The organism is Lysinibacillus sp. BPa_S21, assembly GCF_023337795.1.
Classification (GTDB): Bacteria; Bacillota; Bacilli; order Bacillales_A; family Planococcaceae; genus Lysinibacillus.
Map to the genome: position 1 here is coordinate 1 of NZ_JALIRS010000005.1, position 24,358 is coordinate 24,358.

At 37.6% G+C, this 24,358-nt stretch carries 21 protein-coding genes; 7 read left to right on the forward strand and 14 right to left on the reverse strand.

All coding sequences use genetic code 11. The annotated features are described in order from the left end of the window. A partial coding sequence (locus MOK21_RS11485; protein ID WP_249074099.1) for a hypothetical protein occupies positions 1 to 244 on the forward strand: 244 nt, incomplete at its 5' end. A 126-nt stretch (positions 245 to 370) separates the two neighbouring features. On the opposite strand, the gene MOK21_RS11490 is transcribed toward MOK21_RS11485, so the two are convergent. From MOK21_RS11490 to MOK21_RS11515, 6 genes are all read right to left on the reverse strand, one after another. Continuing rightward, entirely contained in the window at positions 371 to 580 is a 210-nt protein-coding gene (locus MOK21_RS11490) for a hypothetical protein (RefSeq protein WP_249074100.1), read from the reverse strand. Positions 581 to 608: 28 nt separating this feature from the next. Beyond that, the gene (locus tag MOK21_RS11495) at positions 609 to 2,123 is read right to left on the reverse strand and encodes an NCS1 family transporter (protein WP_249074101.1); all 1,515 of its coding nucleotides are present in this window, start codon (positions 2,121 to 2,123) and stop codon (positions 609 to 611) included. A gap of 109 nt (positions 2,124 to 2,232) precedes the next feature. Continuing rightward, on the reverse strand, positions 2,233 to 3,495 hold the full coding sequence (preA, locus tag MOK21_RS11500) for an NAD-dependent dihydropyrimidine dehydrogenase subunit PreA (RefSeq protein ID WP_249074102.1): 1,263 nt from the start codon (positions 3,493 to 3,495) through the stop codon (positions 2,233 to 2,235). A gap of 13 nt (positions 3,496 to 3,508) precedes the next feature. Continuing rightward, positions 3,509 to 4,876 carry an NAD(P)-dependent oxidoreductase gene (locus MOK21_RS11505; RefSeq protein ID WP_249074103.1) on the reverse strand — a complete coding sequence of 456 codons (1,368 nt, stop codon included), beginning with the start codon at positions 4,874 to 4,876 and terminating at the stop codon, positions 3,509 to 3,511. 365 nt (positions 4,877 to 5,241) lie between these two features. After that, entirely contained in the window at positions 5,242 to 6,645 is a 1,404-nt protein-coding gene (gene hydA, locus MOK21_RS11510; protein WP_249074104.1) for a dihydropyrimidinase, read from the reverse strand. 66 nt (positions 6,646 to 6,711) lie between these two features. Continuing rightward, positions 6,712 to 7,956 (reverse strand): Zn-dependent hydrolase, encoded by a 1,245-nt coding sequence (locus MOK21_RS11515; RefSeq protein ID WP_249074105.1) that lies wholly within the window; start codon positions 7,954 to 7,956, stop codon positions 6,712 to 6,714. Between the two features lie 138 nt (positions 7,957 to 8,094). On the opposite strand from MOK21_RS11515, the gene MOK21_RS11520 reads away from it, so the two are divergent. Continuing rightward, a complete protein-coding gene (locus MOK21_RS11520; protein ID WP_249074106.1) occupies positions 8,095 to 9,264 on the forward strand; it encodes a PucR family transcriptional regulator in 1,170 nt (389 codons plus the stop codon). A 376-nt stretch (positions 9,265 to 9,640) separates the two neighbouring features. Here the strand turns inward: MOK21_RS11520 and MOK21_RS11525 are convergent, their stop codons facing one another. Next, positions 9,641 to 10,027 carry a DUF378 domain-containing protein gene (locus MOK21_RS11525; RefSeq protein ID WP_249074107.1) on the reverse strand — a complete coding sequence of 129 codons (387 nt, stop codon included), beginning with the start codon at positions 10,025 to 10,027 and terminating at the stop codon, positions 9,641 to 9,643. Between the two features lie 664 nt (positions 10,028 to 10,691). On the opposite strand from MOK21_RS11525, the gene MOK21_RS11530 reads away from it, so the two are divergent. Further along, complete coding sequence (locus MOK21_RS11530; protein ID WP_249074108.1) at positions 10,692 to 12,491, forward strand: sensor domain-containing diguanylate cyclase; 1,800 nt, start codon at positions 10,692 to 10,694, stop codon at positions 12,489 to 12,491. Between the two features lie 133 nt (positions 12,492 to 12,624). Here MOK21_RS11530 and MOK21_RS11535 read toward each other — a convergent pair whose 3' ends face one another. From MOK21_RS11535 to MOK21_RS11565, 7 genes are all read right to left on the reverse strand, one after another. Beyond that, a complete protein-coding gene (locus MOK21_RS11535) occupies positions 12,625 to 13,974 on the reverse strand; it encodes a hypothetical protein (protein WP_249074109.1) in 1,350 nt (449 codons plus the stop codon). Positions 13,975 to 14,248: 274 nt separating this feature from the next. Further along, positions 14,249 to 17,020 (reverse strand): ATP-dependent DNA helicase DinG, encoded by a 2,772-nt coding sequence (dinG, locus tag MOK21_RS11540; RefSeq protein WP_249074110.1) that lies wholly within the window; start codon positions 17,018 to 17,020, stop codon positions 14,249 to 14,251. A gap of 400 nt (positions 17,021 to 17,420) precedes the next feature. Further along, the gene (gene panD, locus MOK21_RS11545) at positions 17,421 to 17,804 is read right to left on the reverse strand and encodes an aspartate 1-decarboxylase (RefSeq protein ID WP_249074111.1); all 384 of its coding nucleotides are present in this window, start codon (positions 17,802 to 17,804) and stop codon (positions 17,421 to 17,423) included. 1 nt (position 17,805) lies between these two features. Beyond that, positions 17,806 to 18,660 (reverse strand): pantoate--beta-alanine ligase, encoded by an 855-nt coding sequence (panC, locus tag MOK21_RS11550; protein WP_249074112.1) that lies wholly within the window; start codon positions 18,658 to 18,660, stop codon positions 17,806 to 17,808. Next, positions 18,660 to 19,496, reverse strand: coding sequence for a 3-methyl-2-oxobutanoate hydroxymethyltransferase (gene panB, locus MOK21_RS11555; protein ID WP_249074113.1), 837 nt, complete (start codon positions 19,494 to 19,496; stop codon positions 18,660 to 18,662). Before panB ends, panC begins: the two co-directional genes overlap by 1 nt. Before the next feature lie 364 nt (positions 19,497 to 19,860). Then, positions 19,861 to 20,622 (reverse strand): CPBP family intramembrane glutamic endopeptidase, encoded by a 762-nt coding sequence (locus MOK21_RS11560; protein ID WP_249074114.1) that lies wholly within the window; start codon positions 20,620 to 20,622, stop codon positions 19,861 to 19,863. A gap of 2 nt (positions 20,623 to 20,624) precedes the next feature. Next, on the reverse strand, positions 20,625 to 21,296 hold the full coding sequence (locus MOK21_RS11565; RefSeq protein WP_249074115.1) for a TetR/AcrR family transcriptional regulator: 672 nt from the start codon (positions 21,294 to 21,296) through the stop codon (positions 20,625 to 20,627). Positions 21,297 to 21,509: 213 nt separating this feature from the next. Between MOK21_RS11565 and MOK21_RS11570 the strand changes: the two genes are divergently transcribed. The 4 genes from MOK21_RS11570 (at position 21,510) to MOK21_RS11585 (ending at position 24,058) form a co-directional block, all read left to right on the forward strand. Next, on the forward strand, positions 21,510 to 21,830 hold the full coding sequence (locus tag MOK21_RS11570; protein ID WP_249074116.1) for a PadR family transcriptional regulator: 321 nt from the start codon (positions 21,510 to 21,512) through the stop codon (positions 21,828 to 21,830). Beyond that, on the forward strand, positions 21,823 to 22,422 hold the full coding sequence (locus tag MOK21_RS11575) for a DUF1700 domain-containing protein (protein WP_249074117.1): 600 nt from the start codon (positions 21,823 to 21,825) through the stop codon (positions 22,420 to 22,422). Before MOK21_RS11570 ends, MOK21_RS11575 begins: the two co-directional genes overlap by 8 nt. Next, a complete protein-coding gene (locus tag MOK21_RS11580) occupies positions 22,422 to 23,255 on the forward strand; it encodes a DUF4097 family beta strand repeat-containing protein (RefSeq protein ID WP_249074118.1) in 834 nt (277 codons plus the stop codon). Before MOK21_RS11575 ends, MOK21_RS11580 begins: the two co-directional genes overlap by 1 nt. A gap of 278 nt (positions 23,256 to 23,533) precedes the next feature. After that, positions 23,534 to 24,058 carry a GNAT family N-acetyltransferase gene (locus tag MOK21_RS11585; RefSeq protein WP_249074119.1) on the forward strand — a complete coding sequence of 175 codons (525 nt, stop codon included), beginning with the start codon at positions 23,534 to 23,536 and terminating at the stop codon, positions 24,056 to 24,058. Positions 24,059 to 24,358 lie beyond the last annotated feature (300 nt).

Consider the following 24,358-nt stretch of genomic DNA (forward strand, 5'->3'; position numbering starts at 1 on the left):
ACAGCTATCCGTCACTTCGGATTCTATCCGTCGCTTTGACGATTCTATCCGTCACTTCGGCGGCTCTATCCGTCGCTTTGACGATTCTATCCGTCACTTGGATTCTATCCGTCGCTTTGACGATTCTATCCGTCACTTCGGTGGTTCCATCCGTCGCTTAGTCGATTCTATCCGTCACTTTGAGGGTTCTTTCCGTCACTTTGGAGTCTATCCATCACTTCGACTGTTCTATCCACGATTTTGACCGTTCTATACGTCACTTTGACGACTCTATCCACATCTTTGGCTGTCATTACAGTTGGATAGCCGTTATCAGCAACATATTCCATAAAAAAACTCTATTTCATTAAATGAAATAGAGTTACCTTTGTTATTGCAATAACGTCTGTTCTTGAAGCTTTGCGGAGAAATATTTGCGTGCATCTGCTGTTAGAATTTGTAGCAGGATCACTTCTTCTTGACGGGCAAATTCTACAAACATTCCACTTAAATTTTCATAAACATATTGGATTTTATAGCCGCTATCTAAATAATGATCCACTTTTTTGATTTCCTCTGTGCTTTTTTGATGTTCTGACATGCAATCACCTCACCTTGGTGTTTAATTTTTATTCTGCACCTTTTAACAGCGGATCTGGTTGTTCAGCGATTTCATCTTCATCGGGGACAACAATTGGAGCAGGCGCTTGTTGCTGTCCAAATAGTTCATCCAAATTGTGTCCAGCTGTAATTCCCAAATATTTTGCATCACTTGGATCTTCTAGCTCAGCTTGAGGGTATTTTTTGAACCACCAATACTTCGCTAGTACATAATATACAAATGCCCCCACCAAGAATCCTACTAATGAAGAATACGTGGAAAATATATTTGCCATTACTCCACCGATAATCCAAGCGATTAAGCCAGCTAAGTTAAAGCCATTCAAATACTTATACTGACCCTTTAATTCATAAAGTGCTTTTACGTGCACACGACGTTTACGAATTAAATAATAATCAGCAAATAATATCCCAACAATTGCTGTTAAAATACCCCCGATAATCAAAAGTGCATTGACTAACACATCAAATAAGCTCCAAGGCTGTGCTAGAATACCAATGATTCCTGCAATAACAACCCCAACCCAAAACGGCACTTTCGGACCACCGAGATTTGAGAAAATTGTTGCCGCTGGGATCACATTTGCAGAGGTGTTAGTTGACCATTGAGCTAATACAATCATTAATAGTAAAATCCCTAAAATAAAGCCACTTGCACTTTGCTGTAATGCATTGATAGGATCTGCAGAGGCAACGGCCATATAGCACACAGCACCAATTGTTACAATGAACGTATTTGTAATCGGCATGACGATTAATGAGCCAACAAGTTGTGTTTTGTTGCGTTTGAACCAATTTCGTTCATTTTTTGGTGCTTTAAAGAAGCGAGAAAGTGAGGGCATATCGGCTGCTAGCGTCGCCCAAAATCCCATATTCGCCATAATCACTACCATAAATGCAGTGAAGGCTGTAAATCCTGTTGTTGGTGCTTCCACCCACGTCCAAATATTCTTCCCTTGAGCTACCGCAGTATCTGCCAGTGTATAATACATCCAGCATGAAATTAAAATGATAACCGGCGCTGCCAAATCTGCAAAGCGTTCAATAGATTTAATCCCGAGTGATGTATTAAATAACTGAAGTGCTGCAAAGACAATGAAACAGATAAACCAATTATCAAAACTAAAAAGTAAATTTAAAATACCGTTTATAGCTAATGCTCCAAAATACGTGTTTAAACCAAACCAACAGGCAGCCGTTACACCACGAACAAGTGACGGAATATGTGTGCCAAATGTACCGAACGGAGCACGCATGTAGACGGGGAATGATAACCCATGTTCAATGCCTATATCACCAATTAACGTCATCAACACACCAATTAAACACGAGCCAATCAACGTTGCTAAAATCACCATTGGCAATGGTAAGCTTATGATGGCTGAGCCACCGATTGCAAAAGCCGCTAATACAATTGCCATACCTATCCAAATTACTGCAAAACCAAATGTTCCAATATTTCTTTGTTGATGTGTCACTGGAAGTAAATCTGGGGATTTTAAATAATTCCCTTCACGTTCCATATAATCTCTCCTTTTTTTCCAATTTTCGTGACAACTTACATGGGGTCATTCCTCCCTTCAACGAAAATGCTGAAGGAAGGTGGAATTTCAGTTTATTTAAAAGTTTTGTTTACTTAGATAGACTACTAATCAGAGATTGACGTTCATTCCAAGTCATTGGTGGCACTGTAGATTGACGTTCAACCATTGTAATAGCACCATCTACTGGACAAACAATTGAACATAAATTACAGCCTACACAGTCCTCTTCTCGAACTTTCAACATTGGGCGACCATCTTCTGTATATAAATCAATACATTGATGGGATGTATCCTCACATGCAATATGGCATTTGTTACAGTTAATGCAAACATCGTTATTAATTTCAGCCACGATCTTATAATTTAAATCCAAGTCGCCCCAATTAGAATATCTGGAAACAGAACGACCTACTAAATCCATGACAGAGGCAATACCTTTTTCATCTAAATAGTTATTGAGTCCATCGATCATATCCTCAACAATACTAAAGCCATGATGCATCGCCGCTGTACAAACTTGCACGCCAGTAGCGCCCATTAATATAAACTCTGCCGCATCTTGCCAGTTGGAAATACCACCAATACCCGAGATTGGAACATTGATTAATGGATTACGAGCACATTCTGCAACCATATTGAGTGCAATTGGTTTCACGGCTGGACCACAATAGCCACCATGTGCACCCTTTCCTGCTACATGAGGTACTGTATTCCATGTATCTAAGTCGACACCGGCTAAGCTGTTTATTGTATTAATCATACTAATGGCATCTGCTCCACCTCTTGTGGCTGCTTCTGCTGTTACCGTAATGTCGGTAATGTTTGGTGTTAACTTCACGATTACAGGTGTTTTCGCTGCCTCTTTCACCCAGTACGTTTGCTTTTCCACCAATTCAGGTACTTGACCAGAGGCAGAGCCCATTCCTCGTTCTGCCATCCCATGTGGACAACCAAAGTTCAGCTCAAGACCATCAACCCCCACATCTTCTACTCGTTTAACAATCTCATGCCACTTTTCTTGCTTTGGCTCCACCATTAAGGAAGCGATGATTGCGTGATCTGGAAACCTTTTTTTCGTTTCATAAATTTCTTGTAAATTTACCTCTAATGGACGATCCGTAATTAATTCAATATTATTGAAGCCAGCTACTCTTTGGCCGTTAAAGCTAACAGCTGCAAAGCGTGAAGAAACATTTAAAATCGGATCCCCCAATGTTTTCCACACAGCACCACCCCACCCTGCTTCAAATGCGCGTTGTACTTGGTAACCTGAATTCGTCGGTGGTGCTGATGCAAGCCAAAATGGATTCGGCGATTTAATGCCCGCTAAGTCAATGCGTAAGTCTGCCATAGTAGTTCCTCCCTTATGCAATCTCACTAGGTTTTCTTAAACGTTGGTGGATCTTGTATGCTGCGTCTTTTCCTTGCTGTACAGCTGTGACAACCATCGCCTCGCCCTGGCCATTTCCGAAGACGACATCTCCACATGCAAATACTTTGTCATTTGAAGTTTGCATTGTCGTTTCATCAATATCGACAACGCCATTTGTATGCTGTAAGCCAAAAGCTTCAATTAATGACACAAAACGTGTTTGCCCGATTGCCTTAATAACAGCATCCACTTCAATAATAAAATTAGATCCCTTCATTTCCTCAGGTCTTTGTCGGCCATCAGCACCTACTTCACCGAGCTTCATTTTCACACATTCTATACCTACGACCTCACCTGACTCATTACCGATAATTTTTTTCGGTGCTGTTAGCCACTTAAACTCCACACCATCCTGCTTGGCAAATTCATATTCAAATTTGTACGCAGTCATTTCTTTTTGCGTTCTTCTATAAAGAATTTGAACATTATCAGCACCTAAACGGATTGCACATGTAGCACCATCAATCGCGGTATTTCCTGCACCAATGACAGCCACTCGCTTCCCAACAATATCTTTTGTAAGCGGTCCCATTTTTGTCTTTCTGACAAACTCTATTGCATCATGCACACCGACTAAATCTTCACCTTCAATGCCTAAATTTGGCACAGATCCCATACCGACTGCTAAAATAACACTGTCATATTGCTCCAAAATTTCTTCGGCAGAAATATCAACACCCACAGTTGTGTTTGTTTTGATTTCCACACCAAGCTTTTCGATCTGTTCAATTTCCCAATCAACGACTTCATTCGGTAAACGGAATGACACAATTCCATAGCTCCCTAAGCCACCCGCTTTCGATTCAGCTTCATAAATCGTGACCTGATAACCAAATCGACTTAATTCACGTGCAGCGGATAAACCAGCAGGACCTGCGCCAATTATCGCTACCTTCTGTCCATTGCTTTGCCCTTGCTTAAATAGCTGAGCGTTCGTTGCCATTGCCCAATCTGTTGCATAGCGCTGTAACTCTCCGATTTTAATTGGCTTTGTTGAGGAATTTAACACACACGCCCCTTCACATAGTTCCTCCGTTGGACAAACCCTTGCACAGCTTGCACCAATTGGATTTGCTTCTAATATAGTCGTAGCAGAGCCCTTCATATTACCAGAAGCAATTTTTTTTATGAAATTCGGGATTTGAATACTCGTTGGACAAGCTTTAATACACGGTGCATCGTAACAATAAAGACAACGATTGGATTCCTCAATTGCTTCATTCTTCGTCATCCGACTAGTCAACTCTAAAAAATTACGTGTTAACTGTTCGGACATTGTATTTTCTTGATTCGGAGCCATTTCCACATCCCCCTCATGTTCATTTTTTCATGACTCGTCACCATCACTTGTGGTTGATTTCCGCTCCTGCTGGGCGCATGTCGGGCCAACTCGAGGTTGGTCACAAAGGAGTCGCAGGCCTTCACGCCAATCAACCTATATACATAGTGATGAGCCTTATTAATTATGAAAAAGAGCTACATTAAACGTTCATTTCACGGTAGATTATCTTCTATAGCTGAATTAAGATATTACGAAACCGATTGCTCTGTTCTCCATTCAAAGCAATCGGTTAAAAGTGAAACTTTAATCAGTGGTTTTTTCTTCATCCCTCACTGATTATTAATTGAACAAGTCGTACTTTCATGGGAGTATTACAGCCTGTGCTAAATGTTTAGTGCTTCTGCAGCCGTAGTTTTTAATGTACGTTTGATATATTGCCCACTACCCAATACCCCAACAAATTCTTTATTTTTAATGACATATTCTCCACGTACAAGTACACTTACTGGCTCCCCAGTTACTTCCCATCCCTCATACGGATTATAATCTACGTTCATATGATGTGTTTTAGCAGAAATTTCTCGTTTTACCTCTGGATCAAAGATAACGATATCGGCATCAGAACCAATTGCAATCGTTCCTTTTTGTGGGAATAAGCCAAATATTTTGGCTGCACTTGTGGAAATCATATCGACAAACTCATTGATAGAAATTTTTCCTTTTGCTACGCCTTCTGAATATAAAATACTGAAGCGATCTTCGATAAAAGGCCCACCATTAGGAATTTTAGAGAAATCATTTAATCCTAACTGCTTTTTCCCCTTAAAACTAAATGAGCACTGATCAGATCCGATTGTTTGTAGTTGTTTTGCTTTTAAAGCATTCCATAAATGATCCTGATGGTATTTAGGGCGAAGTGGTGGGGACCAAACATATTTTGCACCCTCAAAACCCGGTTGTGCTAAAGCAGATTGATCCAAAGTTAAATATGGTGGACATGTTTCACCATAGACGTCATAGCCTTTTTCACGTGCGGCAATGATCTCATCTACCGCCTCTTTACAAGTGACATGCACAACATAAAGAGTAGCTCCAGCAATATGGGCTAACTCGATCGCCCGTTTTGTCGCTTCTCCTTCTAATTCAGCCGGTCGAGTAAGCGCATGATAAATCGGCTCTTTATGACCTGCACGTCGCGCTTCTTCCACAAGCTCATCAATAACAGAACCATTTTCACAGTGCACCATAACAACAGCACCGAGGTCTTTCGCTATTTTAAAAGCTTTAAAAAGGGTGCGGTCAGTTGCTTGAAATTCTTTCGCATAAGCCATAAATACCTTTACAGAAGTAATGCCCTCTTGTTCTAAGATTTGTGGCAATTCAGCTTCTGTTTCATGCGTTAAATCCCCAATCATTAAGTGGAATCCATAATCGATCGCTGATTTCCCCTTCGCCTTGTCATGCCACTTTTCAACGGCAGCTGAAAGTTTTTCTTCGCCAGCCGTTAAGCAGAAGTCCAAAATAGTAGTTGTTCCACCGAAAGCCGCTGCAATAGTACCAGATTTCCAATCATCATCGGTTACCGTATTGTTAAATGGCATATCTAAATGTGTGTGCGGATCAATCCCACCTGGCATGACAATCTTACCAGTAGCATCAATAATTTCTGCGCCCACCTCAGATAAATCTTTGCCAATTTGAACAATTTTTCCGTTTTCAATTAAAATATCTGCCTCAAAAACATCTGCAGCTGTCGCTACTCGTCCACCTTTAATAATTTTTTTCATTCTGCCCCTCACCCTTCTTAAAATAATGGAGAATGCTCAATCGTGATAATTTTTGTCAATCTTACCTTAATGCAACGTGTAAGTCTCTCCCATACTGAACTTTGTTTGTAATGTCAATACTGTTTCAAGCAACACATCTGCTCCTTTCGCGCAATCCTCAAATGTTGTTTCCTCTTCCTCGCAATGACTTTTCCCATTAATACTTGGTACGAAAATCATCGCTGATGGCACAATGCTTGCCATATATTGCGCGTCATGCCCTGCCCCGCTAAACATTCGATGAGCAGTATAGCCAAAGCTCTGACAAGCATTTTCCACTTCATTACAAATTTGAGTATCAAAATGGACTGTATCTCTGCCCCATAGTTTAACTGGCTTAATGCTACAGCCCATATCCTCTGCTGGGAGATTATTCAGTATGTCCTCAACCTTTTGCATAATCTCTGGTTTTTGATGACGTGAATCTATCGTAAAAGTCACATTGTTCGGTATAACCGTATGAATATTTGGAGATACATTCATTCGACCAAAGGTAAACACTAGCTGTTCATCAATTTTTCCGAGCTCTTCATGTAAATACGAAATGATTTTTGACGTTACGATCATCGGATCTTGACGCATTGTCATGGGTGTCGTTCCAGCATGATTGGACTGCCCTGAAACCGCGATTTCATAGCAAACCATGCCTAATACACCTTCGACAACTCCTATTTCCAATTGCTTCGCCTCTAGAACAGGCCCTTGTTCGATATGCAATTCGATATATGCAAGTGCTTCCCTTAAACGATTTTCCTGATCTCCCTCATACCCACTCGCTTGCAGTGCCTCTTTAAAACTAGTACCATTTTTGTCGACAGATTGTAGCATTTTTTCTTTTTCAAATTTTGCTGAGATGACACCAGAGCTCATCATTGCTGGATCAAAACGAGCACCTTCTTCATTTGTAAAATTCACAATCATTATAGGGATATCTAGCTCGATGTCATTTTCCTTTAACGTTCTAATGGCCTCTATAGCTGTTAAAACGCCTAAAACACCATCAAATTTCCCACCCTTTTCAACAGAATCTAAATGCGACCCCATCACAATTGGAGGAGCATCCTTTTTCCCAGGTAGCGTGGCATAAATATTGCCCATATCATCGACTTTGATATCCATCCCTAATTCTTCACAACACTCACAAAAGTAGTTTCTTGCTAATACATCCTCATTCGAAAGAGACAAACGAGTTACGCCACCATTTTCGGTCGCTCCAAATTGACTAAATTGTTCAATTAACTCTTGCAATCGTCTACTATTACACTTATACATATGCAAGTCCTCTCTTTCACAGTAGTTATACACATTCTATAAAAGATAAAAATTATGAGATATAGATAGTAAACTAAAAAAATATGTGCATCTGCACATAATATATGGTAAGTTATGTTCATAATAAGGGGGGAAAAAATGGGGACAATTCGCAAAATTGTAGAGGGAGTTCAATTCCCAATGCTAACATTAATAGCTGGACATAACGGAGCGTGTCGAAGAGTTACAGGGATTAACGTAGTAGAAAGCATCGATTTAATTATGTTTTGTAGACCTAATGAATTAGTCGTGACTACAGGTATTAATTTATCTTTAGAAAAAGATTCCTTAGAACAGCTTGTGAAACTTGCTTTCTCTAAAAAGGTAGCAGGTTTTATCATTAATACTGGTCCATATATTCAAAGCATACCTGATTCAGTTATATCCTTTGCCAACGAACATGACTTCCCTATTTTTAACATGCCATGGAATTATCGCATAGCAGATTTATTAAAAACCACGTTTCAATTTATTTCCAATCACCATCAAGAGCTTTCTATTGAAGAAAAGGTTCTTTTCAACTTACTTTTTCACTACAAGCAAAACGCCAACTATATTAAAGATCAACTAACACTACTAGGCTTTCCACAAGGTAGGGAGCTAGCCATCATTACATGTACAACAAATGGTGCACAAGCTAATATTGACCGTTACGAGGTCATGATCCAATTTGCCTTTCAAAATAGATATAAACGCTTCTTAAAACTAAAGCATAAAAATCACCTCATCTTTTTAATCGACAGAGCACAAATCAATACACCAACTACTCCCTTCTCAAAAATTGTTGAAGAAATTTACGACAAAATTACGCAAAAAAATGGTTACTTAGATATTATCATTGGTAAAGGAAATTTTCATAAAGAGCTTGAAAATGTGCGCAAGAGCTATGATGAGTCATTAACAGTAATCCAATTAGCAAAACTCCATAACAATCGTTTCCTATATAAATATAAAGAAATTGGTGCCTACAAAATTATCATGGCCGTACAAAATCAATCATTAATCAAATCCTATAGCCAAGACATCTTAGGTCAGCTTCATCGCTATGATGAATTGCATAACACTGATTATGTACAATTTTTACGCATTTTCCTCGAAGAAAATGGAAGCACTCGCAAGATTAGTGAACGTCAATTTATTCATCGCAACACAGTACTTTATAAAATAAAAAAAATTGAATCGCTTTTAGATATGGACTTAAGTAACCCATTTACAAAAACAAATCTCTATATCGCATTTTTGATTGAAGATGTTTTGACACACCAATAACTTGGTTAACAAATCAGTAACGGACAATGATTTGATCCTTCGCATTCCAAGTAGTAACGACTAATAAGACAGACTTTCTTGATTTGAAATCATCAGGTGCATCACTTGCACAATTCTTTTAAAGGAAAGCGTGACATGATACATTGCGTTGTTTGGAGAAGCATTGCTCGACTCCTGCGAGAAAGCGAGACAGACGAGACCCCGCACGAAGTGAAGCGTAGGAGGAGGCTCTGCGCTCGCCCGCGGAATGCGAGTGGAATGCTTCGGAAAACAACAGTAGAGTCACTGTGCCAAATGAAAAAAGCGAGGTATTCAACGGTTTAATCTTGAATACCTCGCTAAGTGAGAAGATAGGACTTTTTCAGTGCCCTAGCGGTTACTTTTTATTTTTGTGCTTATTTTTATTTTTGCTATGTGAATCCTTTTTCTTTTCTTTTAACTCATTTGTTGTTTTTAATGCGGTAAAATCCACCTCATCACCAAACTCCATACCATAACTTGGATTTCTGTCTATGCGTGTATGAGAATCAAAATCTTCATTGTGATCCACGTTTAAATCTTCATCCTCTTCAAATCGCTTAACAAGAATTGGCATGGATATTAGTCCTGCTAACCCAACAAATGCATAAATCCATCGAGAAAGTACCGCTGTTTGTCCACCAAACAAATAGGCAACTAAATCAAATCTAAAGAATCCAATGAGTCCCCAGTTGATGGCCCCGATGATCACTAACACTAAAGCGATTCTATAAACTACGCTCATGTTTACACCTCCTTTGTTTGTCAATACGAAGCCAGTTATACACTTGAAGTTCCTTCTTCACATGTATGAAAAGCGTCGATATTGCAAAAAATTTGTCATAACAAGTGGTAAAATGACAAATACTGATTGTTATTAAATCACCCATTTTGACGGTCTTATTTTTAGCAATAACCGCTTATTTATACAAAAGGCATGCCTAGGCTAAGTAATGTTACAAATAAAGGGAACGTTAGAAAATCGAAGGTCATAAACCAATTTATCAATGATGCCTCCGAATATCGGCATTTGCTGAAAGAAGTTAGTGGTCCTCACCTGTAAATAGGGATAAATATTTCATCCTTACTTAATTCCCTTACTATTCAAATTTTCATGCTTTTGGTTTCGATTTAATTTTTATTATTTGCAATTCATAAAAATCCTAAACCTATTATAGTTGTGATATATTTACATATAGTTTAATTTTAATCAGTTGAGATTTCTTCATCCATCCACTGATTATTCGTCTTTACCAATCGTACCTTTACGAGCAGCTAATCTCCCACCCACAGAATAAATAACTGCTTGTTACCACGGGAAAAACTCTTTTTAGAGCACCTTATTTTACCTTTAATTAGCATCCTTACTAGGAACTAAAGGTTAGGGATTAGGATAGGAGAAAGAATAAATGTTGAAAAATAAAATAATAAAAACTAACCTAGTATTTTATTTTTTTATCGTATTTATATTTACTTTTACGCAATTCAGCTTACCAAGTCATGCCGCGGAACTATCGGACCCTATTATATTGGGACAGCATTATGATATTTTTCGTGACCCGTCAAAAAAAATTAAGATAGAAGATTTATTAAGTGGTACATACGATAATTCCTTTGTCGATAGTAAAGAAAATTATTTATTCTTTTGGCATACGCAGGATACGATTTGGCTACGATTAGATGCCGAAAAAATATTAAAGGATAAACAGGAGTCTTACTGGTTGGAGGTAACAGACAAACTTGATAGCATCGAAATGTATTTAGTGAAAAAAGATGGCTCCTATAGTGTTCAACATAGAGGAATTTCAAACATTGACGATCAAAACATTCATTACCGCTCTAATTTATTTGACATCCAAGATCCATCTGTTCAAGAAATTTATATAAAGTTAGACGGTGAATTACCATTAAATTTAATTTCTTATCTTTTTACAACGGATAGCTTTATCAATAAGATTATTGACTATAAATATTTAACAGGAATTTTTTATGGGTTCTTAACAGCATTATTAATTTACAATTTATTTTTATTTTTTTCATTAAAAGACAAGGCTTACTTTTACTATGTTTTGTATATGTTTAGTTTTATCCTTTATCAAGCTTCATTGAATTCTTTAGATATTGAGCTAGTAGGGCAACTTTTGCCTAAATGGTACTTTATAAAATCATCTGCAATAAGCGGAAATATATTACTTTTGTTTATGATTCTATTTTGCAAAGAGTTTCTAGAACTTAAAAAATATGTACCCCGATTCCACAATTTCGGAAAGCTTCTATTATGGATAACTATACTTTCATTAATTGCTTCATTCATTGTCCCTAATGTTATGATTACAAATAATTTTACAATTATTTTCGCTGTAGTTGTCTTTATTTTCCTTTGGATATCTGGAATAGTTGTGTTGTTAAAAGGTCAGAAAATGGCTAGATTTTATATGGTAGGTTGGACTGTTCTACTTGGGTCAATCATTATACAAGCGTTGGCCTTTTTAAGTTTAATTCCATTCCATCCCGTCATATTTGAGGAAGTTCCTGCAATTGCTGCTATTTTTGAATCTATCTTTTTGTCATTAGCATTAGGCGATAAAATCAATATTATTAAAAAAGAACATCAAGAAATGCAACAAATGCTCAATGAAACGCTCGAACATAAAGTAAAAGAACGAACACAAGAACTAGAAAGAGCAAAAATTAAGCTTGAAAAATTAGCAAATACAGATCGCCTAACACAAATTCCAAATCGCGTAAGGTTAGATGATGTATTGGAAGAAGCATTTGAACATGCTCAGCATCATAAGGCTCCGTTCTCTATTATTCTACTAGATATTGATTATTTTAAAGAAGTAAATGATAAGTTCGGCCATCAAGTAGGAGACTTAGTATTAATGAATGTAGCAGAGATATTGCAAAACACGATTCGTGAGCAGGATACAGTTGGAAGATGGGGAGGCGAGGAATTTTTAGTTATTTGCCCTCAAACTACATTAGATGATGCTGTAAGGCTTGCTGAAGAACTTCGTCAACAATTAGAAAATCATCCATTCCCTGTAGTGCAGCATAAAACTAGTAGCTTCGGTGTTACTAACTACGTAGACGGTGATACACGAAATACATTATTATCAAGATGTGATAAAGCATTATATCAAGCAAAAGAACGCGGCAGAAATTGTGTTGAATGTTTTGATGCCACTGTTATTACCCGGCTTTAAGAAGAAAGGTCATAAAACCATGTAAAACTAGAAAAAACACACATTTACTCCTCATGCTAAGTAATATATTTATCCCCCTTAACAAGTCTATTAAGGGGGATTTGTATTTTTCGATTCTTAGCTTTCTTTAATATTAATTTATGTTTTTGTGTGTTCGTTTTAATTTCCATGATCCAAACAATAAGAGACATCCAATTATGGTAATGATTAAAATGGCAGTTGTTTTTAAATCAGTATAGATTTGATTCTTATAGTAAAATGTCTTTCCACTGAGCGCTAAGAACACTTCATTGAGTGGTATATGATTGATAAAACTATTTAATAATATGAAGAAAAAGAAGCACATCTGATTGATAATACTTCCTAGTTTAGCCCAACTACTACGTAAAAGAAGACTAGAATCTTTAAATGAATCGGTTGCATCATAAGCAAAGCGATTTAATTTTACAGCCTGTAGTGATGAAAAGAAACCTATGAGGAACCCACCAATTGAGATGGTCCACGGTATCACAGTGAATAAAACTCCTAAAACAAAAGCGATATTGATTACGGACAATGGATGACATTGTTTAAAATAACTTATGATTTTATTTCCTATAAACAATGACAATATAATGCCTAATCCATATGGCATGTAAATATTGTAAATCGCGTAAGTACTACTTTTTTGCGATAATGCAAAAAATGTACCATATAGTAGATAAAAATTAACGATCATACCTTGGATAAATGAAAAAAAGTAAATAAACCTCGGTAATTGAAGATGAATTTTTGATTTTATAATCATTAAAGTAAGAACCGTCATTGTTATCAGGATACTAACAATTAAAAGTACGGTAAGAATTTGAAAATTCGTTTCACGGGTAGCTTTTATAACAAAAAGTAATAATGTAAATAGAATAAATAATATAAATGATGATGATGAAAAATGGAAAGAATGCGATTTAGCAATCGGGTATTTCGGCATACGTCTTAATGAAATATAACATATTGAAAGAGCAACTCCATAAATTACAAAGGCTAAACTTGGATGATTAGAGTTAGCAGTAAACAAAGTCAAAGGAACGATTATGATAATAGTTAGTAACGCGAATAAATAATGCTTTGATTTCATAGTAGTTCTATAAAAATGCTTTTCATGATATTTGGTTGTTGTGTAGAGTGGTAACAAAATACTCACTGCAATCCCCATAAAAAGAGCGGATAATTCAATCCAAATTGTTGAAAATGGTGCTAAAGCTCCGCATATTGCTCCGACAATTGCGAGGATAAGAAAACCTAACAATAATTCACGGGTGTTTACCTTTTTTCCGAAAGAGTTAATAAGAAAGGTACCTGTATTTTGGAAAGCATAAAAAATAATAAGCGGAAACCAACCGTTCAAAATAGTATGATAAGTATTCCCAATAATGGTAAAGAGGAAATACGGCAAAAATATAATGGTATTCATAATGGCATATGTAAAGTAATTGTATTTAGTCATAAAATCAACTTCTTTCAGTTTAAATCTTTATAGTATTTATATTAGCATGGACTTTAGGTTAGGTCATACGAGACACCATCAATCCTGATTTCATTCGTATCAAGTGGTAAACCCAGACTCTTGCCGTCCTAAAGGATCGTCACACTTGTATATTCATCCTTATATAGGATTCGGAAATTATTATACTTTTCTTTGTCGTACAAGCTCATCTGTCCAAGTTGCTAGGCAAAATACGAAATACCCCTTCTAGCAACACTGCTAAAAGGGGTTCCAACTATTTCTGCCAATTATTAAGTTCCTTTAACAACTCAGGTAGTTGCAATTTCTTTACGTCAATTGGTGGTAACGCCTTGATAAATTCCTTACCGTACGACTTTGTTGAAATGCGGCGGTCTAAAACGATAAAGGCTCCTTTATCCTGTGAAGAACGGATTAAACGACCAAAGCCTTGTTTAAAACGCATGATGGCTTCTGGCAGTGATAGCTCATTAAAAGAATTGCGACCTTGTGCAGTAATATGTTTTGCCCGCGCCTTAAATACAGGCTCTTCAGGTGAGGAGAACGGCAGACGCACAACGATAACCGACGCAAGTGCATCACCCGGAACGTCTACGCCCTCCCAGAAGCTGTTTGTACCAAAAAGAACGGCGTGGCTAAATTTTTGGAATGATTTCAGGATTCGCATACGGCTACCACCCGTCACACCTTGTGCAAAGAGCATATAGTCATCAAGGAGTTCACTGTCTTGAATAAGCTCCACGGTTTTGCGAAGCATGTCCTGAGCGGTAAATAGGACAAAACAACGTCCTTCCGTCATTCGCACTGTACGTGTAATCGCTTGGGCGACCGCTTCAATATATTCATCCTGTGACACATGCTGAATGTCAGGCATATCTGTGACAATAAATGCCTTCGCTCCTGCATAATAGGATGGTGGTGCTTGGAGTTTTCTTACTTGCACACTATCAGAAATACCAAGTTGTCGCGTCACAAAACACTCATTACCTGGCACAGTTAACGTACCAGAAGTCCATACTATACTTGCCTGCTTACGAAGAGGGTCAAGTACCTTTTCAATGATCGGCGTGACATTAACAGGTTTTTTAAAAACGTGCAAGCTACCAGGAACGCTCCGTATATCAAATTCTAGCCATACTGAATGATCATCCTGTGGCGAAAGGAAAATTTCCTCCCATTCAGCGATTTTCACCTTCATTTCACGGATCCAATAATGCCATTCCGATAAAAGATAGCGCTCATTTTTATCTAATTGTTCAATATTATTTTCAAAGGCCAGACCGGCTTCTGTCGCAAGATCAAGCCACTGCTGTGTGAGCTTACTTACTTGTAAAAGCGGTTCTTTTGCTAGCGATACATCCTCTAAAAACAAAGTGCATTTACTACTAGCTTGTTTCCTTTTCATTTGTTGCTGCATTTTCTGAACAGCTCGTTGAATGGTTTCGTCGAATGTCCGTTGTAAGCGTATGAATTGTGCATCTAGACGCTGCAAGTTCTGCATAGAAACACGTTGTTTTTTCTTAGCAGCTTGACTAAATTGCTGGAACAAAGCAGTTTCCTCCATCGTTCCTATTTGACCGAAAATGTACTTCCACTGCGTATAGGAGAAAACAATTTCGTCCTGCTGCATGGCAGATTGTATAAATTGATGTGCTTCGTCAATAATCCATCCGTCAATTTGTGTAAAAATCGGCGTTTGACGTACTAAATCACTAAGTACCATAGAATGATTGGTTACTATGCAATCTGCAAATTCACTATTTTTTAATGCTTGCTCATAGAAATCAAAGCCCTTTAAAGGTTTTTCATCAGGTATTTTGCGGATTTTCTCTAAAAATAGTTGTCCACCACCTGATACATTGAGCTCACTTAGCACACCTGTCTCGGTTTTAGTCAACCAAACGAGAATCTGCAAAATCGTAAATGTATCATCATAAGTTTCATCAGCATAAGCCATACATTGCTCAAATCGTGAAACGTCAATATAATGCTGCATCCCCTTAAGAACAGCAATATTTACTTTAGTACCAAGGATTTTTTCAATCTTCGGTAGCTCTTCCTCAACAAGTTGCTCTTGCAAATGCGACGTATAGGTGCTAATCGCAATTTTTTTATCGACAGATCGAGCATACAAAATCGCAGGGAGTAGGTAGCCTGCTGTTTTACCAATACCTGTTGAGGCCTCTATAACGCACTCCTTTTTGTCATTGAGCGCTTGCCAAATCGTATCCATCATCTCGAATTGGGCAGGTCGTTGCTCAAAATTCGGCATCGCCTTTGTCATTAATGCTGTTTTGTCAGCTGCTGTTTGTGGATATGAAACAACCTCCGCATAATTTGTATGCTTTTTTCGTCCATCACAAATAGCTAAATTGCGATAGTAGGAGACATTCTCAGTAGTAGTTACATGCTGACGTTTAATTTGAAGAGCTTCAAAGAAAAGCTGGGATAAATTTGATTTCAATCTGAATGAACGTTTATGCATTTGTTCAAGAGTTAGCTGAGGGAGACTGAGTAGCTCCTTCCAGCAACGTTTAAATAGCTCAGCCGTTGCACGGGCATCGTCATCCGCTCGATGTGCATTTGCCAGCTCTATATTTAAATCTGCCGCTAAATCACCTAGCTTAAAGCTGAGTGACATAGGGAACAATATTTTGGCAAGCTCAACCGTGTCCATTTTTTTACCCTGCCATTTCGGTAAACCCGCACGCTTGAACTCTGCTTGTAAAAAGGATAAGTCAAAATCCGCATTATGCGCGACAAATACACAGTCAGCAAGCAGTTCATATATGTAGTCGGCATGTGCCTCAAACGGCAAGGCATCCTTTACATCCTCATCCGTAATATGCGTTAAATCCTGAATGAAAGTTGGAATCGCTTTACCAGGATAAATAAACTTCGTAAAGGTGCGCTCAATTTTCCAATCCTTCATAATAACAATTGCGATTTGAATCATTCGGTCCCCATTTGCCGGTGAATGACCAGTCGTCTCTAAATCAACAATTGCATATTTTTGACTTTCCATCATACATCTCAACTCACAGTTCACATTAGATAGATGAATTTTATCATATATTTGGCTCAGCGGCATCCCTTCACCTTTTAGATCACACACAAAAACAAGAGATCAGGACAAAACTAGGCATAACTTTATATAGCGGGAGCAATCAATGGTAGAAATCTTTTATCAGCGTTATATCGAGAAATTTATCAGCGATTGTTGAACTTTTATCAGCGATTTCTTCTACTTTATCAGCGATTGTCAAACTTTTATCAGCGATTTCGCTACTTTATCTGCGATTGCCCTTGGCTCATCTCTTTTCACAAAAAAAGCGCGAGAAATCAATTTTTAGAAACATTGCTTTCTCGCGCTTTATGATGTGAAATTTTTAAATTTTAGGTTAAATCTTCACCTTCGTCTCAGCCAACTACATTACTGTTGCCTCTGGCTCATACGATATCATCTCTTTAATTGTATTACTCTCGCCCATAATAGCTACTGTTGGCTTATGATCTTTTGCCTCTTTGTTATCTACATACACGTAAGAAATAATAATCACAATATCTCCACGTTGTACTAGGCGAGCTGCTGCTCCGTTCACACAAATAACGCCTGATCCACGTTCCCCTGCAATAATATAAGTTTCAAAGCGTGCGCCATTGTTATTATTGACGATATGCACTTTTTCGTTTGGTAGCATCCCTACTGCATCTAAAATATCCTCATCAATTGTAATAGAACCAACATAATTTAAATCTGCTTGTGTCACTGTAGCACGGTGGATTTTACTGTTCATCATCATTCGTAACATTTTACAATCCTTCTTTCACATTAAAGATACAATTATCAATTAAACGCGTTTTACCAATATAGACGGCTGCAGCTAAAAGCACTTGCTCCGTCTCAGCAATTACGGGTGTTAAATCTGGATACGCTAAAAGTTCAATATAGTCTATACGACCGTGTGTACGTGCCGCGATATGTGCCTTTGCTTTAGCAAGTGCATTCGCCGCATCCCTATTCGATAAAAAGCTATCACGAGCAAGCTGTAGCGCTTCATTAATGGCTGGTGCCTCAAGACGCTCCGCTTCACTTAAATACACATTACGAGAGGATTTCGCTAAACCGTCTTCCTCACGTACAATGGGTACTACACGCATGTCCAAAGGGAAATTAAAATCTCGTACCATCGTCGCAATAATTGCAACCTGCTGTGCATCTTTTTGTCCGAAATATGCTCGTGTCGGCTGTGCTAGGTGAAATAATTTTGCAACGACTTGTAAAACGCCATCAAAATGTCCTGGTCGGCTTGCCCCACAAAGAATGGTTGCCTGTTCACCCGCATGAATACGAATACCACCATTATGCGGATACATTTCTTCAACACTCGGTGCGAAAACAATATCTACACCGGCAGACTCTGCTAAAGCAGTATCCCTTGGCAAATCACGAGGGTAGCTTTCAAAGTCTTCATCTGGTCCAAATTGTGTTGGATTGACAAATATGCTCATCACGACTAAATCATTTTCAGCCCAAGCTGTTTTTGCTAGCGTTAAATGGCCCTCATGTAAATACCCCATTGTTGGAACAAGTCCAATTGTTTTTTGAGCTTCCTTAGCTGCTTGGATTTCTACGGTTAATGCTTGGATAGTAGTTACGACTTTCATTACTTTACGCCCCCATATAACTGATCCAATGCTTCCTCTTTCATCGTGAAGGAATGCTTTGGCGTCGGGAATGTACCTGTCTTTACCGCTTCTACGTAACTAGCAATTCCACGGCTTGCTTCTTGCCCCATATTAGCAAACTGTTCCACAAATTTTGGTACATGATGTGAACCGTAGCTTAACATGTCATGATAAACTAATACTTGTCCATCAGCCTCAACACCAGCTCCAATGCCGATTGTTGGAATAATGAGATTAGCGGATACCATCTCTGTTAACTGATGCGGAATACATTCTAAGACGACTGCACATGCTCCAGCCTCTTGACATTTTTTTGCATCTTCTATGAGTTTCGTTGCCTGTTCAGCTGTTTTACCCTGAACTTTGTAGCCACCGAGCACTCCTGCTGATTGAGGTAGTAAACCTAAATGGGCTACCACCGGAATGCCAGCTGACGTTAATTTACGAATTGCTGGTAGAACATCGTCTGCTCCCTCTAACTTTAGCGCATCTGCTCCTGTTTCTTGCATCATGGATACTGCCGTTTTCAACGTCTCGTTTACATCACCGTGGTATGAACCAAATGGCATATCCACAACAACAAACGTATCCTTCGCCCCACGGCGCACTGCTTTTGCATGATGAACCATATCGGCTACTGTTACCGGCATTGTAGAATCATAACCTAGAACGACCATACCTAGTGAATCTCCCACTAGAATCATGTCGACGCCTGCTTCTTCAGCAAATTTTGCAGCTGGATAATCGTATGCAGTGAGCATAACGATTTTCTCACCCGCTCCCTTCATCTTTAAAAAATCTGAAGTTGTTTTCATCATGTAGTCCTCCTTTTTAAGGGAAGAAAACAGAAAAACCCCACTGTTCCTAAAATGGACAGAAGGGTAGTGTTTCGTTCGTCACCAAAAATCACCTCTCGTTGTTGAGTAGAGGCCATAACTTAATAAAGGGAGGTAATCAAATGAATTGCCGTTCCATTAAATTAAGTTATATTTTTGAACGCTTGTTTTCTTCCGTCCCTGTCATTAAAAGATCAAGGCAGATATTTTTGTAAATTGTTCTTGCGTTTTGAAGGTGCCGTTCACAAAAGGATACTGCCCTTCAGCACATACTATAACAGATTTTCCTAGTAATCTTCAAATATTATTTTCTAATAATTACGATCAATAAAGATTTCCAATTTCAAACCGTTTGTTTCTGAAAGTTTGATTTTCGATACACTTCAAACACTGTAAATAGGAACAGGGCAAATAAAAATGTGAATAAACCAGACATTACATTTGTCACTGGTACAAAGACATTCCAAAATGAATTAATGAAAGTGTGGAAAATAATACATATAAAAATACTTTTAGTGGAGAGGTAAATGATTGTTAATAAAAAGGAAAGCGCTAAAGCTGTTAGAGAAAACCAAAGGAAGTTCATGTTCATTTGATTGGATCCAATAACAAACCATAATGGCAGATGCCAGATTGCCCAAATAACGCCCACAATTATTGTACTGGTGAAAGGAGACCACCTTTTTTGTAATGTGGGCTGTAAAAAACCACGCCAGCCAATTTCCTCCAATCCTCCGCCAATAATCATGATTGGCAATTCTAGTAACGCCAGATACATTGGATTCTCCATAGTTGCCCCGCCCCATAACGTTGGTAAAAAACAAGCCGCAAATGCCAATCCGATTGCAAGTATGTACCAAGAGACAGGATGCTTAGGATTTTTCACATTAAAGATAAATGATTTGAACTCTTCTTTAGTCGAATATTTCTTTTTCAACCAAATCTCACAAATTGCAGGAGTAATGCCGCCGAGAATAAATAATAGCATTGATATTGCATTGCCAAACTTCAAAATATTTACCTGTGTTAATAAGGCTAAACTGCCCCATATGATCCAAGACGTAGCTAAGGTATAAAATAGAAATCTTCTTATCTCTACTCCCAACTTTAATCCTCCCCTTCTTTCGTACCCAATAGTAATAATACGGATTTGCAAAGTGTATTCATCAATCGAATCTCATCAAACTGCACTTGATCATTTGAGAACATCCCGTAACATTTTTGCAAGACAACGTCTCTCACAATGCCATCAATGGATGTCATCATAAAGGTAGATAAATCCTCTATCGACACTTCAGGCTTAAAGTATCCTGAAGAAATCCCCTTTTGGATTGAATGAAAAACTTGTTGCATCAAATATTGCCCACTTTCATTCTCATAAATGCTCGATAAAATTTTCTTTTCTCTTTCTGGATTGTTAGCAAATAAAATCGTAAGCTCAAATTGAATTTTTCCGACTGTTGATACGTTTTCCTTCATGTATTCTCCAAGAAAATTAAATAATTTAATGATTGTTTTTGTGGGAGAATTACTCGTATCTGTAATTCCATCGATCATATGTTTATAGTCTGCGTTAGTATTTACTTGATTAATAACATCAACAAGTATTTCATCCAGGTCTGAATAATAACGATAAATCCCACCTTGACTTACCCCTGACGCTTTAATAATATCCCTCATCGTAATGTCGTAGAGTGGCTTCACTTTACATACTGTTATAGCTGCTTCTAAAATGCTGTTTTTCTTTTCCTGTACATATTCATGGCTTACCTTTGGCATATTTTCTACCTCCGAACATTTAAAATGACACAGTTGTCATTTTTATCGTAATCAATATTCCTTTTATTGTCAACAAAAAGTGACACCACTATCATTTTTATTTTTCACTTAAAAAAATTTGACAATTAAATGTGATATGTAATATACTTCCACCATACTATACGACGTATAATATAAAATCTTGTATGGTAAATCATTGTGAGGTGAGGAAAGATGACATTTCAGCTTGGCTCAGCTTTGCTTGACGCTTGTGTACTCGCCATCGTCGATAAAGAGGATGCTTACGGCTACTCATTAACACAGCAAATACAATCTGTGATGGATATATCAGAATCTACGCTGTACCCAGTATTACGTCGTTTACAAAAAGCAGATTGCTTAACAACTTACGATCAGCCCTACCAAGGCAGGAATAGACGCTATTACCAAATTACTGATCAAGGTCGAATACGATTGCTGGAACTATTAAAAGAATGGCAAAAGTATAAAGAAATGGTTGATTGTGTACTTTTAGGAGGGAAATATGATGAATAGAGCAAGCTTTTTGAAGAAGCTACGGGGGAAATTACAACGCCTTCCAGCGCATGAGATTGATGCTGCGCTTGCCTATTATGAGGAATATTTCGATGAAGCAGGAGAAGAAAACGAACAGCGGGTCATTCAACAACTTGGCTCCCCTTCTCATGTTGCATCACAAATAATGGCGGACTATGCATTAAAGGATTTAGAAGTAACTTCAACTTCAACTAAGAAGAATGTTTCTGCGATTTGGCTTATCATTCTAGCAATCTTATCTGCCCCACTTTCATTACCGTTACTTGTAGTTGCTATAGCACTTATTTTTTCATTTGGAGCAGTAATATTCAGTGTTATTATTGCGATTATCGCAACTATGCTTGGTATCTTTTTCGGTGGAATTGTTGCACTTATTTCGGGCTTCTTCATTTTAACTCAGCACTGGCAGACAGCGATACTCTTTATGGGTGTTGGCTTTATTGTTACGGGTCTTGGCATCCTGCTTTTCCCAATCGTTGCTCGTTTAATCAAAACAATCGTTGTTGTTTGTGTTGAAGCGTTAGGTAAACTATTCCATAAAATGACGAAGAAACGGAAGGTGGGATATTAATGACGTCTCGACATACCCATATCGCCATTACTATGATTGCTTTCGGCATACTATTAGCCCTAGTTGGTTATTTCTCCGGTGGGAAATGGAGTTTTGTGCTAACTGATGAAGGCATCCAATTGCCACAGAATAATACACTAATCAATAATACCTACAAACTAGATGATTTCACTAACCTCAAAGTGATCAATACCTATGGAGATGTTGAAATTATTGCTAGTGATCGTTTTACATTAGAAACAAATGTTGTTGAAGAAGATGATGTGACGTACAGTATAAAAGATCATACATTAACTGTTGAAACAAAGGCTAAGAAGAAGAAAGGTTTTGAATTCGGATTTGGTAACTTCAGAACTCCTTCCATCAAAATCTATGTTCCTTCAGATGTAAAATTGAAAAACGTTGTCCTCGATAGTAATTTTGGGGATACAATCATTCGTGGTTTGCATTATCAGGAGTTAAATCTCATTGAAGATTTTGGAGACATTATAATTAAAGACACTGCTGGTGAGAAAACAGAGATTACACAATCATTTGGTGATATGAAGCTACAACAATTTTCAAGTAATGGATTCGTCGCCGAAAGTGAGCATGGTGATATTATCATTGATGGAACATTAAATGGTTCATCCACTATTACATCTAACTTTGGTGATGCTATACTTCACTTACAAAATAAAAAAAGTGAACTTGGCTATGAATTACAAACTGACTTCGGGGATCTTATAGTTGATAAGAAGGATCAAAATAGCAAGGTATCGCAATCTTTTAACGGTGATAACCAGCTTAAAGTAAATCTTTCATATGGTGACTTACAGTTAACGTTGAAATAAAGGAAGTATACTAAGATACAATTTTCTTCACTTATAAGGCAGAATTACAATTTTGTAATTCTGCCTTTTTAGTATGATTTTTATAAGATTAAGTTCCTTCTTTTGACCAATAGTAAGAATTTTCTATTTATTATATAATATTTCAATACCCATATGAATGAATGTTTTTAGTAAGGAATTTTCATCAGAGTAGTAAGTTAAGACAGAATCTGAGGTAATTCAAGTCAGTTACGCCCTGTTATCTTGGAGAAAAAAATACGATTATTGAGGTGATCAATATGAAAATTAGAAAAGCAAACATTGAAGATGCTCAAGGTATCGGAAAAGTACATGTTGACAGTTGGCGAACAACTTATAAAGGCATTCTTCCAGATGATTTTTTGAATAATTTATCTTACGAGCAGCGAACGGAGCTATGGAAGAAGAATATTTCAGATGCTACGAATTATGTACTGGTGGCTGAAAACGAACAAGGTGAAATAATCGGCTTTGTAACTGGTGGCACACGAAAAACTAATTCAGTACCGAATGCAACCGATTTAACCTCTATCTATCTTTTAGAAGAATATCAAGGAAAGGGAGTCGGGAAGCAACTACTCAAAGAAATATTCGTCTATTTTAATCAAAAAGGATACGAAAAAGTATTTGTTGAAGTATTAGCAGAAAATAAAACACGTGATTTCTATGAATATTATGGAGCACAATACGTCAATAACACCGAAATTAAAATTGGCGGAAAAATAGTAGAAGAGCTTATTTATGTATGGAATGATATTGATCAGGTTAAAGAAAAAATAAAGTAGAGAGCTATTTATCATTGGAGGGGCTTGAAATGAAAACTATAGCGGGAACAATCTCTTTATCTGTTTCCTTTATTTGCCATCAAGGGCAAATACCCGCGAAGCAAGGGTAAATACCCGCGGAGCAAGGGGTATTCATCCATACGAAATCCCTAGGAAGAGCGGAAAAATGGCTTCATATAGTCCACTAAATTTTCGGATAAGTGGTAAACACGATTTTTATAAGAACCTGTATAGGGAAATTGAAACTTTCTAAGTATTTTACTAATACTTTCTCTTATTTTCTTTAGACAAGACTACAAA

Bases quoted from the DNA above. Each gene is read 5' to 3' on its own strand.
- MOK21_RS11490 (WP_249074100.1), bottom strand. From the start codon at position 580: ATGTCAGAACATCAAAAAAGCACAGAGGAAATCAAAAAAGTGGATCAT.
- MOK21_RS11495 (WP_249074101.1), bottom strand. From the start codon at position 2,123: ATGGAACGTGAAGGGAATTATTTAAAATCCCCAGATTTACTTCCAGTG.
- preA (WP_249074102.1), bottom strand. From the start codon at position 3,495: ATGGCAGACTTACGCATTGACTTAGCGGGCATTAAATCGCCGAATCCA.
- MOK21_RS11505 (WP_249074103.1), bottom strand. From the start codon at position 4,876: ATGGCTCCGAATCAAGAAAATACAATGTCCGAACAGTTAACACGTAAT.
- hydA (WP_249074104.1), bottom strand. From the start codon at position 6,645: ATGAAAAAAATTATTAAAGGTGGACGAGTAGCGACAGCTGCAGATGTT.
- MOK21_RS11515 (WP_249074105.1), bottom strand. From the start codon at position 7,956: ATGTATAAGTGTAATAGTAGACGATTGCAAGAGTTAATTGAACAATTT.
- MOK21_RS11520 (WP_249074106.1), top strand. From the start codon at position 8,095: ATGGGGACAATTCGCAAAATTGTAGAGGGAGTTCAATTCCCAATGCTA.
- MOK21_RS11525 (WP_249074107.1), bottom strand. From the start codon at position 10,027: ATGAGCGTAGTTTATAGAATCGCTTTAGTGTTAGTGATCATCGGGGCC.
- MOK21_RS11530 (WP_249074108.1), top strand. From the start codon at position 10,692: ATGTTGAAAAATAAAATAATAAAAACTAACCTAGTATTTTATTTTTTT.
- MOK21_RS11535 (WP_249074109.1), bottom strand. From the start codon at position 13,974: ATGACTAAATACAATTACTTTACATATGCCATTATGAATACCATTATA.
- dinG (WP_249074110.1), bottom strand. From the start codon at position 17,020: ATGATGGAAAGTCAAAAATATGCAATTGTTGATTTAGAGACGACTGGT.
- panD (WP_249074111.1), bottom strand. From the start codon at position 17,804: ATGTTACGAATGATGATGAACAGTAAAATCCACCGTGCTACAGTGACA.
- panC (WP_249074112.1), bottom strand. From the start codon at position 18,660: ATGAAAGTCGTAACTACTATCCAAGCATTAACCGTAGAAATCCAAGCA.
- panB (WP_249074113.1), bottom strand. From the start codon at position 19,496: ATGAAAACAACTTCAGATTTTTTAAAGATGAAGGGAGCGGGTGAGAAA.
- MOK21_RS11565 (WP_249074115.1), bottom strand. From the start codon at position 21,296: ATGCCAAAGGTAAGCCATGAATATGTACAGGAAAAGAAAAACAGCATT.
- MOK21_RS11570 (WP_249074116.1), top strand. From the start codon at position 21,510: ATGACATTTCAGCTTGGCTCAGCTTTGCTTGACGCTTGTGTACTCGCC.
- MOK21_RS11575 (WP_249074117.1), top strand. From the start codon at position 21,823: ATGAATAGAGCAAGCTTTTTGAAGAAGCTACGGGGGAAATTACAACGC.
- MOK21_RS11580 (WP_249074118.1), top strand. From the start codon at position 22,422: ATGACGTCTCGACATACCCATATCGCCATTACTATGATTGCTTTCGGC.
- MOK21_RS11585 (WP_249074119.1), top strand. From the start codon at position 23,534: ATGAAAATTAGAAAAGCAAACATTGAAGATGCTCAAGGTATCGGAAAA.